Origin of the sequence: Haemophilus aegyptius (genome assembly GCF_900475885.1) — a bacterium.
Lineage (GTDB): Bacteria > Pseudomonadota > Gammaproteobacteria > Enterobacterales > Pasteurellaceae > Haemophilus > Haemophilus influenzae.
In genome coordinates, this window is record NZ_LS483429.1 from 1,175,366 (window position 1) to 1,194,238 (window position 18,873).

The window sequence follows — 18,873 nt, forward strand, 5'->3', positions numbered from 1 at the left end:
ATGTCTGAAAATAATAAGCCTCGTTATCCGTTACAGCAGATTTTAGTCGAAGATTTATTTTCTTCAAATAAGTTAGTGGTGTTGCTGTTAATAGGGATTTTAGTTTCTGCAATGGGAACGATTTGGATAACCCATAAAACTCGCCAACTAATTTCTGAAAATGGAATGTTAATTTTACAGCGTCAAGCACTTGAGAATGAATACCGCAATTTACAAGTGCAGGAAGCTACGGAAGGGGATAGCACGCGTGTAGAATCTATTGCGATTAGTACATTAAAAATGAAAGTTGTTTCTTCAGAGCAAGAAGTTGAAATTAGAGAATAATAGGTAAAAAAAATGGTGAAATTTAATTCCTCGCGTAAATCAGGTAAGTCAAAAAAAACAATTAGAAAATTGACCGCACCTGAAACTGTAAAGCAAAACAAGTCTCAAAAGGTGTTTGAAAAATGCTTTATGCGTGGACGTTATATGCTTTCTACGGTTCTTATTTTACTCGGTCTGTGTGCTTTAGTCGCACGAGCAGCTTATGTTCAATCTATTAATGCCGATACGTTATCAAATGAAGCGGATAAGCGTTCTTTGCGTAAAGATGAAGTATTATCGGTGCGTGGTTCTATTTTAGATCGTAATGGTCAGCTTTTATCTGTAAGCGTGCCGATGAGCGCGATTGTGGCAGATCCAAAAACGATGTTGAAGGAAAATTCGCTTGCGGATAAAGAACGAATTGCAGCTTTAGCCGAAGAATTAGGTATGACTGAAAATGATTTAGTGAAAAAAATTGAGAAAAATTCTAAATCTGGTTATTTGTATTTAGCACGTCAAGTTGAATTAAGTAAAACTAACTATATTCGTAGATTAAAAATTAAGGGTATTATTTTAGAAACAGAGCATCGCCGTTTTTATCCTTGTGTAGAAGAAGCTGCACACGTGGTGGGTTATACGGATATTGATGGAAATGGTATTGAAGGCATTGAGAAAAGTTTTAATTCCCTGCTTGTTGGTAAAGACGGTTCACGTACTGTTCGTAAAGATAAACGAGGAAATATTGTTGAACATATCTCCGATGAGAAAAAATATGATGCACAAGATGTTACCTTAAGTATCGATGAAAAATTGCAATCTATGGTGTATCGTGAGATTAAAAAGGCGGTGTCTGAGAATAATGCGGAGTCTGGTACTGCGGTGTTAGTTGATGTTCGTACTGGGGAGGTGTTAGCTATGGCGACTGCGCCCTCTTATAATCCAAACAACCGTGTCGGCGTGAAATCAGAGTTAATGCGTAACCGTGCAATTACCGATACTTTTGAGCCAGGTTCTACGGTAAAACCTTTCGTTGTTTTAACCGCACTTCAACGAGGTGTAGTTAAACGAGATGAAATTATTAATACTACATCCTTTAAATTAAGCGGTAAAGAAATTGTGGACGTTGCACCACGTGCTCAGCAAACTTTAGACGAGATTTTAATGAACTCTAGTAACCGTGGTGTAAGTCGTCTTGCATTACGTATGCCACCTAGTGCATTAATGGAAACTTATCAAAATGCAGGTTTAAGTAAACCGACAGATTTAGGCTTGATCGGAGAACAAGTTGGGATTTTGAATGCAAATCGTAAACGCTGGGCAGATATTGAGCGTGCAACAGTCGCTTATGGTTATGGTATTACTGCGACACCTTTACAAATTGCTCGTGCCTATGCAACCCTTGGTAGTTTCGGTGTTTATCGTCCGCTTTCTATCACTAAAGTTGATCCGCCAGTGATAGGGAAACGGGTTTTCTCTGAAAAAATAACTAAAGATATCGTGGAGATTTTAGAGAAAGTAGCAATTAAAAATAAACGCGCAATGGTGGAAGGCTACCGTGTCGGCGTAAAAACAGGTACGGCACGTAAGATTGAAAATGGACATTATGTAAATAAATATGTGGCATTTACTGCGGGTATTGCACCAATTAGTGATCCTCGTTATGCATTAGTGATTTTGATCAATGATCCAAAAGCAGGAGAATATTATGGTGGTGCGGTTTCTGCCCCTGTATTCTCTAACATTATGGGCTATGCGTTACGTGCAAATGCTATTCCGCAAGATGCTGAAGCAGCTGAAAACACAACAACGAAAAGTGCAAAACGTATTGTTTATATTGGCGAACACAAGAATCAAAAAGTGAATTAAGGAAAAATTATGAAAAAACTCACCGCACTTTTTAATTTGCCTGAATTAAAGAATGATATAGAACTCCATAATATGGTGTTAGATAGCCGTAAGGTTAAAGCTGGCGATCTTTTTGTGGCGATAAAAGGTCATCAGGTGGATGGAAATCAATTTATTGATTCTGCTCTTCATTCTGGTGCGAGTGCGGTGGTTTCTGAGACAGAATTATCTAGCGAGCATTTAACTGTAGAGTTTATTGGGAATGTTCCCGTAGTGAAATATCATCAACTTGCACGTCATCTTTCGTCCTTAGCTGATGTTTTTTATGATTCGCCCTCTAAAAATTTAACCCTTGTTGGCGTTACAGGAACAAATGGCAAAACCACTATTTCTCAATTATTAGCACAATGGGCTGAATTATTGGGGCATCGTGCGGCTGTGATGGGAACCATTGGTAATGGACTTTTTGGGCAAATTGTAGAAGCTAAAAATACGACAGGTTCAGCAGTAGAAATTCAGTCATCTCTTTCAACTTTCAAACACGCAGGTGCAGATTTTACTTCTATTGAAGTTTCATCACACGGTTTGGCGCAGCATCGTGTAGAAGCCTTGCATTTTAAAGCAGCAATTTTCACGAATTTAACCCGTGATCATCTAGATTATCATCAATCTATGGAAAATTATGCTGCGGCGAAGAAACGCTTGTTCACTGAATTAGATACCCAAATTAAAGTGATTAATGCTGATGATGAAATTGGATACCAATGGCTAACTGAACTACCTGATGCTATTGCCGTAAGTATGAATGCGGATTTTAAAGTAGGTTCACACCAATGGATGAAAGCAATAAATATCCATTATCATTTTAAAGGTGCAGATATTACTTTTGAATCTAGCTGGGGTAATGGTGTTTTGCATAGCCCATTAATTGGTGCTTTTAATGTAAGTAATTTATTATTAGTAATGAGCACGTTGTTATCGTTTGGTTACCCATTGGAAAATTTACTCGCTACGGCGAAATCTTTAAAAGGAGTATGTGGAAGAATGGAAATGATTCAATATCCAAATAAACCAATCGTTATTGTAGATTATGCGCATACACCAGATGCGCTGGAAAAAGCGTTGATTGCTGCCCGTGAACATTGCCAAGGCGAATTATGGTGCATTTTTGGTTGTGGCGGAGACCGTGATAGAGGCAAACGTCCGTTAATGGCTCAGGTTGCAGAGCAGTTTGCTGAAAAGATTATTGTGACAAAAGATAATCCACGAACAGAATCACAAAGCCAAATTGAAACAGATATTGTCGCTGGCTTTAAAAATATGGAAAAAGTGGGGATTATTCCTGATCGCGCACAGGCGATCCAGTTTGCGATTGAAAGTGCGGTAGAAAATGACGTGATTTTAATTGCTGGAAAGGGTCACGAGCATTATCAAATTATTGGTTCGGAAGTTGTGCATTTTTCCGACCAAGAAATTGCACTTGATTTCTTAAAATAATAATCACTCAATTATGATTAAACTCTCTACTGTACAACTTGCACAGATTCTTCAAGCTAAATTAATTGGCGATGAAAATGTGCAAGTTGAAGAAATTAATACGGATACTCGAAAAAGCGTATCAAATAGCTTATTTTTTGCTTTAAAAGGCGAAAAATTTGATGCTCACCAATATCTTGATCAAGCGGTGTCACAGGGTGCGCTTGCGCTTGTTGTTCAGCAAGAAAACTCGTCTATTTTAGTTCCTCAACTTGTGGTTAAGGATACCCGTATTGCCTTGGGTGAACTTGCAAAATGGTTACGTGAGAAAATTAATCCACGTACTGTGGCGATGACCGGCTCTTCTGGTAAAACCACGGTAAAAGAAATGACGGCAAGTATTTTGCAACATACCGCAGCAGATTCAGAAGCGGTACTTTTTACCAATGGTAACTTCAATAACGATATAGGTGTGCCTTTAACTCTACTTCGCTTAACAGAAAAACATCGTTTTGCTGTGATTGAACTTGGTGCAAATCATCAAAATGAAATCAATTACACCACAAAATTAGTTCAACCTAATGCCGCATTGATTAATAATATTGCGCCCGCACATTTAGAGGGGTTTGGTTCTTTAGCGGGAGTTGTTCAAGCAAAAGGCGAGATTTATCGAGGTTTAACAAAAAATGGTGTGGCGATTATCAATGCTGAACATAATCACTTAGATATTTGGCAAAAAGAAATTAGTAATCACGCCATTCAATATTTCAACGGTAAGGACTATTCCGTCAAAAATGTTCAAGGTAACGAACAAGGTTCAACCTTTACGTTAGTTTCTCCGCAAGGCGAAATTGATATTAGTTTACCTTATCTTGGAGAGCATAATGTAAAAAATGCTTTAGCTGCTACCGCACTAGCGATGAATGTTGGTGCTACGCTTGCCGATGTCAAAGCTGGATTAGAACAACGTTCACAAGTGAAAGGGCGTTTACTTCCTATTCAAGTCACGCCTAATTTATTGTTATTAGATGATACTTATAACGCAAATAAAGATTCTCTCTGTGCGGCTATTGATGTCCTAAAAAGTTATGATGCTTTCCTTATTCTATGTGTCGCAGATATGAAAGAATTGGGCGAAAATTCTCTCGCTATTCATCGTGAAGTTGGACAATATGTTAATTTGGTAAATTTAGATTTAGTTTGTTCTTATGGCAATGAAAGTGCGGTTATTTCTGAGGCTGTTTTGGGTAAGCATTTTACGGATAAAACTGAAATGGTGGATTTCTTAGTTCCACTTATTGAAAACCAATTACAACAAAATAAAAAAGTTGTGGTGCTAGGAAAAGGTTCACGCTCAATGAAAATGGAAGATGTGATCTATTCATTAAAGGATAAAATTAAATGTTAGTCTGGCTTGCTGAATATCTTGTTCGTTACGAAACCGCTTTTAATGCTATTTCTTATATTACCGTCCGCGCAATTCTTGCATTATTAACCGCACTTTTTATCTCACTTTGGATTGGCCCTAAAGTGATCAAACGCTTGCAGATCTTAAAATTTGGCCAAGAAGTGCGAAATGATGGCCCTGAAAGTCACTTTGCAAAAAAAGGCACACCCACTATGGGCGGTGTGATGATTTTATTCTCTATTGGCGTAAGTACGTTATTATGGGCAAATCTTGCTAATCCTTATATTTGGGTTTGTTTATTTGTTTTATTTGGATACGGTGCAATTGGTTTTGTGGATGATTTCCGTAAAATTACCCGTAAAAATACTGATGGATTGATTGCGCGTTGGAAATATTTCTGGATGTCTGTGGTGGCATTAGTGGCAATCCTTTGGCTTTATTGGCTTGGCCACGACACTGATGCCACCCGTTTAGTGATTCCATTCTTTAAAGACATTATGCCTCAATTAGGTTTGTTCTATATTGTGTTATCTTACTTTGTGATTGTTGGCACGGGTAATGCAGTGAATTTAACCGACGGTTTAGATGGATTAGCGATTATGCCTACTGCGCTTGTTGCAGGTGCGTTTGCTTTAATTGCTTGGGCTACAGGTAACGTGAATTTCGCAGAATATTTGCACATTCCGTATATTAAATACAGTTCTGAAGTAGTGGTGTTCTGTACAGCTATTGTTGGCGCGAGTTTGGGATTCTTATGGTTTAATACTTATCCAGCTCAAGTATTTATGGGGGACGTGGGTTCTCTAGCATTAGGTGGTGCGCTGGGTGTCGTAGCAATTCTTGTTCGTCAGGAATTTTTGCTTGTGATAATGGGTGGCGTATTTGTTGTTGAAGCGCTCTCTGTTATTTTGCAAGTAGGGTCTTATAAGTTACGCAAACAACGCATTTTTAGAATGGCACCGATTCATCATCATTTTGAATTGAAAGGATGGCCAGAACCAAGAGTGATTATTCGGTTTTGGATTATTTCCTTAATGTTAGTGTTGATGGGATTAGTCACCTTGAAGTTGCGTTAATAAATATAGCTAGGTTCGCTCTTTCAGTTTTTGAAAGAGCGAGCTTTTACGTTATAAATTGATATTCCCATCAGCAAAATTTAAAACTTATAGTAATTAAGAAGAAATAAAATGAATGCCTATCAAAACAAAAATATTATGATCATTGGGCTTGGCAAAACAGGTCTTTCTTGTGTGGATTATCTCTTATCCCAACAGGCTAATATTCGTGTGATTGATACCCGAAAAAATCCTACTGGTATTGATAAACTTCCTCAAAATATCCCTCTTCATACTGGTAGTTTAAATCAGGAATGGTTACTTGAAAGCGATATGATTGTTATTAGCCCAGGGCTTGCGGTAAAAACACCAGAAATTCAAACCGTACTTAAAGCTGGCGTAGAAGTAATCGGTGATATTGAATTATTCTGCCGTGCGGCGACGAAGCCAATTGTGGGAATTACCGGTTCAAATGGAAAAAGTACCGTAACTACTTTAGTTTATGAAATGGCGAAAGCTGCTGGCGTGAAAGTTGGTATGGGCGGAAATATTGGGATTCCCGCTTTGTCATTGTTGAATGAAGATTGTGAACTTTATGTATTAGAGCTTTCTAGTTTTCAGCTTGAGACAACTTATAGCTTAAAAGCTGCGGCTGCGACTATCTTGAACGTGACTGAAGATCATATGGATCGCTATATGGATTTAGAAGATTATCGCCAAGCAAAATTACGCATTTATCATAATGCTAAAGTAGGTGTGTTGAACAATGAAGATAGGCTGACTTTTGGGGAAAACGAAAATCAAGCGAAACATACCGTTTCTTTTGCGGAAAATAGTGCGGATTATTGGCTAAAAACTGAAAATGGCAAGCAATATTTAATGGTAAAAGATGAAGTGATTTTACCTTGTGAAGAAGCTACATTGGTTGGTCGCCATAATTATATGAACATTTTGGCAGCAACAGCATTGGCACAAGCTATAGGTATTAATTTAGATTCAATTCGTACCGCACTTCGTCATTTCAAAGGGTTAGATCATCGTTTTCAATTAGTGCATCAAGCTAATGGCATTCGTTGGATTAATGACTCTAAAGCAACAAATGTGGGGAGTACAGTTGCTGCATTAGCTGGGCTTTATATTGAGGGTAAATTGCATTTGTTGCTAGGCGGAGACGGAAAAGGGGCTGATTTTTCAGAATTAGCTGAATTAATTAATCAACCACACATTATTTGTTATTGTTTTGGTCGAGATGGTGCGCTGCTTGCAAAATTTTCATCACAAAGCTATTTGTTTGAAACAATGGAACAAGCGATAGCATTTTTACGCCCAACATTGCAAAGCGGAGATATGGTATTATTGTCGCCAGCTTGTGCAAGCCTCGATCAGTTTGCCTCTTTTGAAAAGCGCGGCGAAGAATTTACGCATTTAGCTCAATGTTTAACCTAATTTAGTAACTCACGAAATAAGATGGAATTTTTACAAAATATCAAAAAAAATTACAATGAATGGACACGCATCACACCTCAAGGTTTGTTGTATGATCGCGCACTATTTTGGTTATTTGTTATTTTGCTTTTAATTGGTTTAGTGGCAGTAACATCTGCTTCTATTCCTTATAGCTCTCGTTTATTTAATGATCCTTTTTACTTTGCAAAACGCGACGCTATTTATGTGTTACTTTCTTTGCTCACTTGTTATATTTCATTACAAATTTCTTCTTCGCAATGGGAAAAATGGCACGCTAAAATTTTTTTATTTTCCGTCATATTATTATTGCTTGTCCCTTTTATCGGTACATCGGTTAATGGCGCAAAACGTTGGATTTCATTGGGGATCTTAAATTTTCAACCTGCAGAATTTGCAAAATTGGCTTTGACTTGTTTTTTAGCAAGCTATTTCACTCGTCGTTATGATGAAGTGCGGTCGCGACATCTTAGTATTTTTAAACCGCTTATTGTTATGCTTGTATTGGGTTGTTTTCTTTTATTACAACCTGATTTAGGTAGTACAGTCGTGCTATTTATTATTATGTCTGGGATGCTTTTTATCGTAGGGGCGAAAATTTTACAGTTTGTAGGATTGATAGCATTAGGTGGAATCTTATTCGTTTGGCTAGTATTGACCGCCTCTTATCGGTTAAAGCGATTTATAGGTTTTTTAGAACCCTTTAAAGATCCTTATGGCACTGGTTTCCAATTAACAAACTCTCTTATGGCATTTGGGCGGGGAGAAATTACTGGTAAAGGATTAGGTAATTCAATTCAAAAATTAGATTATTTGCCTGAAGCACATACCGATTTCATTATGGCGATTATCGGCGAAGAATTTGGATTTATCGGTATATTGATTGTTATTCTTTTATTAGGTTTATTAATTTTTCGTGCAATGAAAATTGGACGAGAATCCTTAATGTTAGAACAACGTTTTCGAGGTTTTTTTGCATTAGGTATTGGTTTTTGGATTTTCTTTCAAGGCTTTGTGAATTTAGGTATGGCTCTTGGAATGCTACCAACTAAAGGTTTAACCTTTCCACTCGTGAGTTATGGTGGTTCGAGTATTATCATTATGTCCGCCACTATTGGTATTTTATTGCGAATTGATCACGAAAATCGCTTATTTCGTATAGGTCAAGCACGCTTGCGTGATGATTAGAGATAGAAAAGATGAAAAATAAAAAATTATTAGTGATGGCGGGTGGCACTGGCGGTCATGTTTTTCCTGCCATTGCAGTTGCTCAAACTTTACAAAAACAAGAATGGGATATTTGCTGGTTAGGTACGAAAGATAGAATGGAGGCTCAACTTGTACCAAAATATGGTATTCCTATTCGATTTATTCAAATTTCTGGCTTGCGTGGTAAAGGTATAAAAGCTTTGTTAAATGCGCCTTTTGCCGTTTTTCGTGCGGTGTTGCAGGCAAAAAAAATTATTCAAGAAGAAAAGCCTGACGCTGTACTTGGTATGGGAGGCTATGTTTCTGGCCCCGCTGGCGTTGCGGCAAAACTTTGTGGTGTGCCAATCATTTTACATGAACAAAATGCGATAGCGGGTTTAACGAATAAGTTATTAGGTAAAATTGCAACCTGTGTATTACAGGCATTTCCAACTGCTTTTCCTCATGCTGAAGTAGTAGGAAACCCAGTTCGAGAAGATTTATTTGAGATGCCAGATCCTGATATTCGTTTCTCGGATCGTGAGGAAAAATTACGTGTCTTAGTGGTTGGTGGTAGTCAAGGAGCGAGAGTGCTTAATCATACTTTACCTAAAGTAGTCGCCCAGCTTGCAGATAAATTAGAGCTTCGTCATCAAGTAGGTAAAGGTGCGGTAGAAGAAGTCAGCCAACTTTATGGCGAGAATTTAGAACAAGTTAAAATAACAGAATTTATTGATAATATGGCAGAGGCTTATGCTTGGGCTGATGTGGTGATTTGCCGTTCTGGCGCATTAACCGTATGTGAAATTGCAGCAGTGGGAGCCGCAGCAATTTTTGTACCCTTCCAACATAAAGATCGCCAACAATATTTAAATGCGAAATATTTATCAGATGTTGGTGCGGCGAAAATTATAGAACAGGCAGATTTAACGCCTGAAATTCTAGTGAATTATTTAAAAAATTTTACTCGTGAAAATTTATTACAGATGGCATTGAAAGCGAAAACAATGTCGATGCCTAATGCTGCACAACGTGTAGCTGAAGTAATTAAACAATATTCAAGCTAGGGCTTGCTGTGTTCTAATGATTAGAAATAAAAAACGTTGCGAATTTTAACCGCACTTTTAGTTGAGTTTTGTCATTTGGGAGAAAAGGAAAAATAAATGAAGCATTCCCACGAAGAAATTAGAAAAATTATCCCTGAAATGCGCCGTGTACAGCAAATTCATTTCATTGGCATTGGTGGCGCAGGAATGAGCGGCATTGCAGAAATTTTATTAAATGAAGGTTATCAAATTTCAGGTTCAGATATTGCCGATGGTGTAGTCACTCAACGTTTAGCTCAAGCTGGGGCAAAAATCTACATTGGTCACGCAGAAGAACATATTGAAGGCGCAAGTGTTGTTGTTGTGTCTAGTGCGATAAAAGATGATAACCCTGAATTAGTTGCATCGAAACAAAAACGCATTCCAGTGATTCAACGCGCACAAATGTTGGCGGAGATTATGCGTTTTCGTCATGGTATTGCTGTTGCAGGAACGCACGGAAAAACAACAACAACAGCTATGATTTCAATGATTTATACGCAAGCTAAACTTGATCCGACTTTTGTCAATGGCGGTTTAGTGAAATCGGCGGGTAAGAATGCACATTTAGGGGCAAGTCGTTATTTAATTGCCGAAGCGGATGAAAGTGATGCGTCATTTTTGCATTTACAACCAATGGTATCTGTTGTAACTAATATGGAACCAGACCATATGGATACTTACGAAGGCGATTTCGAAAAAATGAAAGCCACCTATGTGAAGTTCCTACACAATTTACCATTTTATGGTTTAGCTGTGATGTGCGCTGATGATCCTGTTTTAATGGAACTTATTCCCAAAGTTGGTCGCCAAGTGATTACATACGGTTTCAGTGAACAGGCAGATTATCGTATTGAAGATTATGAACAAACGGGTTTTCAAGGTCACTACACTGTGATTTGCCCAGATAATGAACGTATTAATGTATTGCTCAATGTTCCTGGAAAACATAATGCGTTAAATGCAACGGCAGCGTTAGCTGTCGCAAAAGAAGAGGGGATTGCTAACGAGGCAATTTTAGAAGCCCTTGCCGATTTCCAAGGTGCATGTCGTCGTTTTGATCAGCTAGGCGAATTTATTCGTCCAAATGGTAAGGTGCGTTTAGTTGATGATTATGGTCATCATCCAACAGAAGTCAGTGTAACGATTAAAGCCGCGCGAGAAGGCTGGGGAGATAAACGAATTGTGATGATTTTCCAACCGCATCGTTATTCTCGTACTCGTGATTTATTTGATGATTTTGTACAAGTGCTTTCGCAAGTGGACGCATTAATTATGCTTGATGTGTACGCAGCGGGAGAAGCACCAATTGTTGGAGCTGATAGTAAATCACTTTGTCGTTCAATTAGAAATTTAGGAAAAATCGATCCAATCTTGGTTTCTGACACATCACAATTAGGCGATGTTCTTGATCAAATTATTCAAGATGGCGATTTAATTTTGGCACAAGGTGCGGGCAGTGTAAGTAAAATTTCTCGTGGCTTGGCTGAATCTTGGAAGAATTAATGCCAGATGGATTGATTGAAAATCTTAGCATTAGAAAAATATCATCATAAGAAGAAAAACAGGATAAAAAATGAACTTAAAACAAGAAAAAATTGCTGTGTTATTGGGCGGTATATCTGCTGAACGTGAAGTTTCTCTCAATTCAGGTAACGCAGTATTAGAGGCTTTATTAAACCAAGGTTATGATGCTCATCCTATTGATCCTAAAGAATATAATGTTGCTAACCTTAAAAAGGATGGTTTTCATCGAGTGTTTAATATTTTGCACGGTCGTGGTGGAGAAGATGGCACAATGCAAGGTTTATTAGAGCAAATTGGTTTACCTTACACTGGTTGTGGCGTGATGGCTTCAGCATTGACCATGGATAAAATGCGTACAAAAATGTTGTGGAAAGCCTTTGGTTTACCTGTTGCTGATATGGAAGTGGTTACCCGAGAAACTTTTTCTGAATTAGATCCTCAGTCTGTTGTGGCAAAATTAGGCTTACCACTAATGGTAAAACCCTCTTTAGAAGGATCTAGCGTTGGCTTAACGAAAGTAAAAGCGGTAGAAGAGTTAAAAAGTGCGGTGGAATATGCGCTTAAATTTGATAATACCATCCTAATTGAAGAATGGCTGGATGGCGATGAATTGACCGTACCTGTGCTTGATAATCAAGTATTACCCGCAATTCGTATTGTTCCAGAGGGCGAATTTTATGATTATGAAGCGAAGTATATTTCTGATAATACGCAATATTTCTGCCCAGCCGGTTTAACGCCTGAACGCGAGCAAGCGTTAGCTATATTAGTAAAACGTGCTTATGATGCAGTGGGATGTCGAGGTTGGAGTCGTATTGATGTAATGTGTGATGCAAAAGGTAATTTCCGTTTGGTTGAGGTTAATACTAATCCTGGAATGACGAGCCATAGTTTATTCCCAAAATCTGCAGCGACAGTAGGTATTTCTTTTGAGCAACTCGTCGTGAAAATTTTGGAGTTGAGCCTGTAATGAACATTCTGAAAAGAAAAACGCCACAGAATATTCGTTTTGGAGAACAAAAGCCTAAATATTATTTTCATATTCGGGCTTTCGCGGTATTGCTTGGTGTCTTTTTTTTACTTGGTGTTTATTTTAATTGGCAAAGCATTTTAGAAAAAATGGATGATAAGCCGATTAGTGCATTTGCACTTGTTGGACAAAATACCTTTACGACTGATGATGATATTAAAGAAAGCCTATTAAAAATGGGCGAATTAAAAGGATTTTGGGGGCAAGATGTGGCACCGATTCAAGAGCAAATTGAGGCTTTACCTTGGGTTAAAGGTGCAATAGTAAGAAAAATGTGGCCAAATCGTTTAAGTATTTGGGTATCAGAATATCAACCCGTTGCGTTTTGGAATCAAAATCAATTTGTTACCCTTGATGGTATAGTTTTTCAGCTTCCCTCTGTACGTTTAACTGCAAAAAATTTGCCCTATTTGGGCGGGCCCGATTATCAGAGTTTGAAAGTAATTGAGACGTGGAACCAAATTTATATTAATTTAAAATCAAATAATATAATGGCAAAGGGAATTAATATTGATGATCGCGGTGCGTGGCAGGTCCAGCTTGATAATGATATTGTGCTAAAATTAGGTCGTGGCGATTGGAAATCAAAACTTGAGCGATTTGTCACAATTTATCCGCAAATTGATGTGCCAGAAAACAAAAAAATAGATTATATAGATTTAAGATATACGGCAGGTGCTGCTGTAGGTATGATTGATAGATAAAAATAACTGGGTGCGAAAATGGTTAAAGGTGTGGAAACAAAAACAATAGTAGGTTTAGAGGTTGGCACGTCAAAAGTGGTCGCTGTAGTTGGCGAAGTATTTCCTGATGGTGTAGTGAATGTGCTTGGTGTAGGCAGTTGTCCTTCAAAAGGGATTGATCGTGGCAGCATCACTGATCTTGATGCCGTGGTGGGTTCGATTCAACGTGCTATTGAAGCGGCAGAATCTATGGCTGATTGTCAGATTATGAGTGTGACTTTAGCTATTACTGGAGAGCATATTCAAAGCCTCAATGAAAGTGGTTTTGTGCCGATAGCAGAAAGTGAAGTAACACAAGAGGAAATCGATTCCGCACTTCATACAGCAAGCTCAATAAAATTGCCAGAAGGCTTATCTTTATTGCATGTTATTCCACAAGAATACGCTGTTGATCGTCAGATGAACATTAAAAATCCATTGGGATTACAAGGCGTGCGTTTAAAAGCACAAGTACATTTGATCGCTTGTCATCAAGATTGGCAAAATAACTTAAAAAAAGCCATTGAACGTTGTGGATTGCAAGTGGATAAAGTGGTTTTCTCTGGTTTTGCAGCAACACATTCTGTGCTAACTGAGGATGAAAAAGATCTCGGCGTGTGTTTAATTGATTTTGGTGCTGGCACAATGAACGTGATGGTTTATACGAATGGCGCATTACGTTTTAGCAAGGTAATTCCTTACGCAGGAAATATTGTGACAAATGATATTGCGCACGCTTGTACAATTTCGCGAGCAGAAGCAGAACGGATCAAAGTGAACTATGCTAGTGCATTTTACCCAGCTCGTTTGCACGGAGATAAAAAAATTGAAGTGGCAAGTATTGGCGGTCGTGCGCCTCGTTCATTAACAAAAAGTGATTTATCTTTAATTACATCAGCTCGTTATACGGAGCTTTTAGGCGTGGTAAAAGATGAATTAGATAAGTTAAAAGCTGAATTAGAAGCAAAACATATTAAATTTGAATTAATTGCAGGTGTGGTAATAACTGGTGGTGGAGCGCAGATTGAAGATCTTAAAGAATGCGCTTCAAATGTTTTCCATTGTCAGGTGCGTATTGCGAGTCCATTAAATATTACTGGTTTGACTGATTACGTGAATCGTCCACAATATTCAACGGTGGTGGGATTATTGCAATATAATCACAGTAATAGTGATGATGATTTAATTTCAGGAAGTGATGATTCTGAAGGAACTTTCTTTGAATCTATTTGGCAAGGAGTAAAAAAAATTGTCAATAAAGTGCGGTCAGAATTTTGATTATTTTAATTTTTCATCTACAATAAAGGGAATTTATATTTTATATATTTAGTCAGCTTATCTGGCAGTAACGGAGAACATCAATGCTATACCCAGAGTACCCTGAGTACGATAATTTTAACGAATCCGGCGCACTGATCAAAGTCGTAGGTGTAGGCGGTGGCGGTGGCAATGCCGTAAACCATATGGTAATGAATATGGTAAAACAAGAAATGGGCGGAACCTTTGTTGGCGAAAGTTCATTAACATCAGAGGAACACGGTCGCATAGTATTTTATGCCGTCAATACTGATGCTCAAGCATTGCGTAAAAGTCAAGTTCAACAGACCGTACAAATTGGTGGAGAAACAACCAAAGGTTTAGGTGCTGGGGCAAATCCGAATATTGGTCGTAAGGCAGCTGAAGATGATCAGGATGAAATCCGCAAAATGCTTGAAGGTGCCGATATGGTCTTTATTGCAGCAGGTATGGGCGGCGGCACAGGTACGGGTGCGGCACCTGTTGTTGCTAAAATTGCTAAAGAACTCGGTATTTTGACTGTTGCTGTAGTGACTAAACCTTTTGCCTTTGAAGGCAAAAAGCGTATGCAATTTGCAGAGCTTGGTATTAAAGATTTATCCCAATATGTTGATTCAATGATTATTATTCCGAATCAACAAATCCAAAAAGTTCTCCCTAAAAATGCTAAATTAATTGATGCTTTTGCTGCTGCAAACGACGTATTGCGTAATTCTGTAATGGGAATTTCAGATATGATTACCTCTCCTGGTTTAATTAACGTGGACTTCGCTGATGTAAGAACGGTAATGTCAGTTCAAGGGCAAGCTATGATTGGTTTTGGTTCAGCTGTGGGAGAACCCGGTGCAGGTAGAGCAGAAGAGGCAGCTCGTCTTGCAGTACGCAATGATCTTCTAGAAAAAATCGATCTTTCTAACGCTCAAGGAATTTTAGTTAATATTACTGCTGGAATGGATTTAGTTTTTGAAGAGTTTAACATTATAGGTGAGACAATAGGTAGTTTTGCTTCTGAAGAAGCGACAGTTGTTGTTGGTACGAGTTTAGTGCCTGAGATGAGCGATGAAATTCGTGTAACTATTGTGGCAACTGGTCTCGGTGAAATTGCAGGAAATGAACCAATTCAGGTTGTTCGTCAAGGGCTTTCTACGCAGAATATTGAAGGTGAAGGACGTGTAAACATTGTTCCTGAACTTCATCGTCGTGAATCTGTTGAAGTGTCAAGAACTGCATCAGAAGAATATCAACGGCCGTTAGATAAACCGATTACAGATCGCTTGGAAGCATTTAAGAAAAATAATTTCTTTAATCCTGCACAGCGTGAAGAAAATTAATAAGTTTCAGAAAATACCTAGTAAATGAAGGTAGTAGAATGATTAAACAAAGAACATTAAAACAAAGTATTAAAGTTACAGGCGTTGGCTTGCATAGCGGTGAAAAAGTGACATTAACCTTGCGCCCAGCTATGCCAAACACTGGTGTTGTTTATTATCGTACAGATTTAAACCCTGCGGTGGCATTCCCTGCTGATCCTAATTCAGTGCGTGATACAATGCTTTGTACCGCACTAATTAATGAACAAGGTGTGCGTATTTCTACCGTCGAGCATTTAAATGCAGCTTTGGCAGGGCTTGGTATTGATAATATTATTATTGAAGTTGATGCGCCTGAAATTCCAATTATGGACGGCAGTGCTAGTCCGTTTATCTATTTGTTGTTAGATGCAGGAATTGAAGAACAAAATGCAGCGAAAAAATTTATTCGTATTAAGGAATATGTTCGAGTTGAAGATGGCGATAAATGGGCTGAATTTAAGCCTTACAATGGTTTTCGTTTAGATTTTACTATTGATTTTGACCATCCTGCTATTGGCAAAGATGTACGTAACTATGAAATGAATTTTTCTGCCCAAGCATTTGTTCATCAAATTAGCCGAGCAAGAACTTTTGGCTTTATGAAAGATATTGAATATCTTCAATCTCAAGGTTTAGTATTAGGTGGTAGCCTTGATAATGCGATTGTTCTTGATGATTATAGAATTTTAAATGAAGATGGTTTACGTTTTAAAGATGAACTTGTTCGTCATAAAATGTTAGACGCAATTGGTGATCTTTATATGGCTGGTTATAACATTATCGGTGATTTTAAAGCCTATAAATCAGGTCACGGTTTAAATAACAAGTTACTTCGTGCTGTTTTAGCAAATCAAGAAGCGTGGGAATTTGTAACCTTTGAAGATAAAGAGCAAGTGCCACAAGGGTATGTAGCTCCAGTGCAAGTGCTTATTTAATTGTTTTATTGTTGAAAAAGCTATATTTCTGGTGGGAAGTATAGCTTTTTTATTTCATCTCGTGCTTAAATAGCGAATGTACTAAAAGTGCGGTCAATTTCGTGGGATTTTTTATAAGGAAGCATTATGGCATTAGAATTATCTGACATTCGCCAACAAATTACGCAAATAGATCGTAGTTTATTAAAATTACTTTCTGAGCGTCATCGTTTAGCTTTCGATGTAGTGAGAAGTAAAGAGATCTCGCAAAAAGCTTTACGTGATGTAGAGCGAGAACAGCAACTTTTACAAGAACTAGTGCAATTTTCAGAAAATGAAAATTATCAGCTTGAAGCACAATATATCACTTCAATTTTCCAAAAAATCATTGAAGACTCGGTATTGACCCAGCAAGTCTACTTGCAGAATAAACTTAATGAACAGCGTAATCAAAATTTACATATCGCTTTTTTAGGTAAACGTGGTTCTTATTCTAATTTAGCTGCACGTAATTATGCTGCTCGTTATCAAAAACAATTTGTAGAACTAGGATGTCAGTCTTTTGAGCAAGTATTTGAAAAAGTTCAGACTGGAGAAGCTGACTTTGGTGTGTTACCTTTAGAAAATACAACATCGGGTGCAATTAATGAAGTTTATGATTTACTTCAGCATACTGATTTATCATTAGTGGGAGAGTTGGCTTATCCAATCAAACACTGCGTACTTGTCAATGATAAGACAGATTTGAACCAAATTGATACGTTGTATAGTCATCCTCAAGTGATTCAACAATGTAGTCAATTTATTCATAGCCTTGATCGCGTGCATATTGAATATTGCGAAAGTAGTTCACACGCAATGCAATTAGTCGCAAGTTTGAATAAACCTAATATTGCAGCATTGGGCAATGAAGACGGTGGAAAATTGTATGGACTTAGTGTATTAAAAACTAATATTGCTAATCAAGAGAACAATATTACGCGTTTTATTGTGGTGGCTAAAGAGCCTCGCGAAGTTTCATCACAGATTCCCACAAAGACCTTATTATTAATGACAACTTCACAGCAAGCTGGCGCATTAGTGGATGCTTTATTGGTGTTTAAAAAGCATCAAATCAATATGACAAAACTGGAATCTCGACCGATTTATGGTAAGCCTTGGGAAGAAATGTTTTATCTAGAAATTGAAGCAAATATTCATCATCCAGATACGAAACAGGCTTTGGAAGAACTAAAAAATTATAGTAATTACTTAAAAATTTTAGGCTGTTATCCTAGTGAGATTGTAAAGCCTGTGAGCGTGTAAAAAAAGTGCGGTCAATAAAAATAATGTTTTTATGACCGCACTTTTTATATTTTTTTGTTCCGTTCTAAAGATTTATGTTGAATTTTCACCGTTTTTCCTTTGGCTTGAAAATATTCGCCTAATTGCTGGGCAATATAAACGGAGCGATGTTTTCCCCCAGTACATCCAATGGCAATGGTTAAATAGCTACGGTTATTTTTTTCTAACATCGGCAACCAAGTATCAATGTAATGACGAGTGAGATAAATAAATTCATTGACTTCTGTATGACTATTTAGAAATTCTGCGACAGGGGCTTCTAATCCAGTCATTGGACGTAATGTTGGATCCCAATGGGGGTTAGGTAAAAATCGTACATCGAAAACATAATCCGCATCTAAAGGAAGCCCATATTTAAAACCAAAAGATTCAACAATAATTTTTAATTCTTTTTCACTATTACCGCGTAAAAATTCGTGTAATCGCTCTGCAAGACTATGCGTAGAAAGATGGGTGGTATCAAGAATAAGATTTGCGTGTTGAATCAATGGTTCAAGATAGCAATATTCTTCATCAATTGCGACTTCAAGAGATAAATCTTTTAATGAAAGCGGGTGCAAACGGCGTGAATCGCTATATCGGCGAATTAGGGTGGCACGATCAGCCTCTAAGAAAATGATTTTAATCTGATGATGCTTTTGTAATGTTGAAATGGTTTGCTCAAGAGAATTAGCGGAGTTTGGAATATTACGAATATCAAGACTGATGGCGACAGATGATTGGGATTGAGACAGAATATCAGTCAATTGAGGAAGCAAATCTAAAGGAATATTATCAACACAGTAATATCCAGTATCTTCTAATGCTCGTAAGGCTACAGATTTTCCTGCGCCAGAACGTCCACTAATAATGATAATTTCCATA

At 37.7% G+C, this 18,873-nt stretch carries 16 protein-coding genes; 15 read left to right on the forward strand and 1 reads right to left on the reverse strand.

What is annotated here, in order from left to right; all coding sequences use genetic code 11:
- The 15 genes from ftsL to pheA all read left to right on the forward strand — a co-directional run bounded on the left by ftsL (position 1) and on the right by pheA (position 17,970).
- Positions 1–324 carry a cell division protein FtsL gene (gene ftsL, locus DQN49_RS06175; protein WP_005647600.1) on the forward strand — a complete coding sequence of 108 codons (324 nt, stop codon included), beginning with the start codon at positions 1–3 and terminating at the stop codon, positions 322–324.
- Positions 325–336: 12 nt separating this feature from the next.
- Positions 337–2,169, forward strand: a complete 1,833-nt coding sequence (locus DQN49_RS06180) for a penicillin-binding transpeptidase domain-containing protein (protein ID WP_006996538.1) — start codon at positions 337–339, stop codon at positions 2,167–2,169.
- A gap of 9 nt (positions 2,170–2,178) precedes the next feature.
- Positions 2,179–3,645: a UDP-N-acetylmuramoyl-L-alanyl-D-glutamate--2,6-diaminopimelate ligase gene (murE, locus tag DQN49_RS06185; RefSeq protein ID WP_006996537.1), complete on the forward strand. Its 1,467-nt coding sequence runs from the start codon at positions 2,179–2,181 to the stop codon at positions 3,643–3,645.
- A 13-nt stretch (positions 3,646–3,658) separates the two neighbouring features.
- A complete protein-coding gene (gene murF / locus DQN49_RS06190; RefSeq protein WP_006996536.1) occupies positions 3,659–5,032 on the forward strand; it encodes a UDP-N-acetylmuramoyl-tripeptide--D-alanyl-D-alanine ligase in 1,374 nt (457 codons plus the stop codon).
- Complete coding sequence (mraY, locus tag DQN49_RS06195) at positions 5,026–6,108, forward strand: phospho-N-acetylmuramoyl-pentapeptide-transferase (RefSeq protein WP_005651824.1); 1,083 nt, start codon at positions 5,026–5,028, stop codon at positions 6,106–6,108. Before murF ends, mraY begins: the two co-directional genes overlap by 7 nt.
- A gap of 111 nt (positions 6,109–6,219) precedes the next feature.
- Positions 6,220–7,533, forward strand: coding sequence for a UDP-N-acetylmuramoyl-L-alanine--D-glutamate ligase (murD, locus tag DQN49_RS06200; RefSeq protein ID WP_006996535.1), 1,314 nt, complete (start codon positions 6,220–6,222; stop codon positions 7,531–7,533).
- A 21-nt stretch (positions 7,534–7,554) separates the two neighbouring features.
- Positions 7,555–8,739, forward strand: a complete 1,185-nt coding sequence (gene ftsW, locus DQN49_RS06205) for a putative lipid II flippase FtsW (RefSeq protein WP_006996534.1) — start codon at positions 7,555–7,557, stop codon at positions 8,737–8,739.
- An 11-nt stretch (positions 8,740–8,750) separates the two neighbouring features.
- Positions 8,751–9,806 (forward strand): undecaprenyldiphospho-muramoylpentapeptide beta-N-acetylglucosaminyltransferase, encoded by a 1,056-nt coding sequence (gene murG, locus DQN49_RS06210; protein WP_006996533.1) that lies wholly within the window; start codon positions 8,751–8,753, stop codon positions 9,804–9,806.
- A 96-nt stretch (positions 9,807–9,902) separates the two neighbouring features.
- A complete protein-coding gene (murC, locus tag DQN49_RS06215) occupies positions 9,903–11,330 on the forward strand; it encodes a UDP-N-acetylmuramate--L-alanine ligase (protein ID WP_006996532.1) in 1,428 nt (475 codons plus the stop codon).
- A 70-nt stretch (positions 11,331–11,400) separates the two neighbouring features.
- Complete coding sequence (locus DQN49_RS06220; RefSeq protein WP_006996531.1) at positions 11,401–12,321, forward strand: D-alanine--D-alanine ligase; 921 nt, start codon at positions 11,401–11,403, stop codon at positions 12,319–12,321.
- The gene (locus DQN49_RS06225) at positions 12,321–13,085 is read left to right on the forward strand and encodes a cell division protein FtsQ/DivIB (protein WP_005657246.1); all 765 of its coding nucleotides are present in this window, start codon (positions 12,321–12,323) and stop codon (positions 13,083–13,085) included. Before DQN49_RS06220 ends, DQN49_RS06225 begins: the two co-directional genes overlap by 1 nt.
- A gap of 18 nt (positions 13,086–13,103) precedes the next feature.
- Complete coding sequence (gene ftsA, locus DQN49_RS06230) at positions 13,104–14,381, forward strand: cell division protein FtsA (RefSeq protein WP_005657244.1); 1,278 nt, start codon at positions 13,104–13,106, stop codon at positions 14,379–14,381.
- 83 nt (positions 14,382–14,464) lie between these two features.
- The gene (gene ftsZ, locus DQN49_RS06235) at positions 14,465–15,730 is read left to right on the forward strand and encodes a cell division protein FtsZ (RefSeq protein WP_005647572.1); all 1,266 of its coding nucleotides are present in this window, start codon (positions 14,465–14,467) and stop codon (positions 15,728–15,730) included.
- 38 nt (positions 15,731–15,768) lie between these two features.
- Positions 15,769–16,686, forward strand: coding sequence for a UDP-3-O-acyl-N-acetylglucosamine deacetylase (gene lpxC / locus DQN49_RS06240; RefSeq protein ID WP_005657242.1), 918 nt, complete (start codon positions 15,769–15,771; stop codon positions 16,684–16,686).
- A gap of 126 nt (positions 16,687–16,812) precedes the next feature.
- A complete protein-coding gene (gene pheA / locus DQN49_RS06245) occupies positions 16,813–17,970 on the forward strand; it encodes a prephenate dehydratase (RefSeq protein WP_005657241.1) in 1,158 nt (385 codons plus the stop codon).
- A 44-nt stretch (positions 17,971–18,014) separates the two neighbouring features.
- On the opposite strand, the gene rapZ is transcribed toward pheA, so the two are convergent.
- Positions 18,015–18,872 carry an RNase adapter RapZ gene (gene rapZ / locus DQN49_RS06250; protein WP_005657239.1) on the reverse strand — a complete coding sequence of 286 codons (858 nt, stop codon included), beginning with the start codon at positions 18,870–18,872 and terminating at the stop codon, positions 18,015–18,017.
- Position 18,873 lies beyond the last annotated feature (1 nt).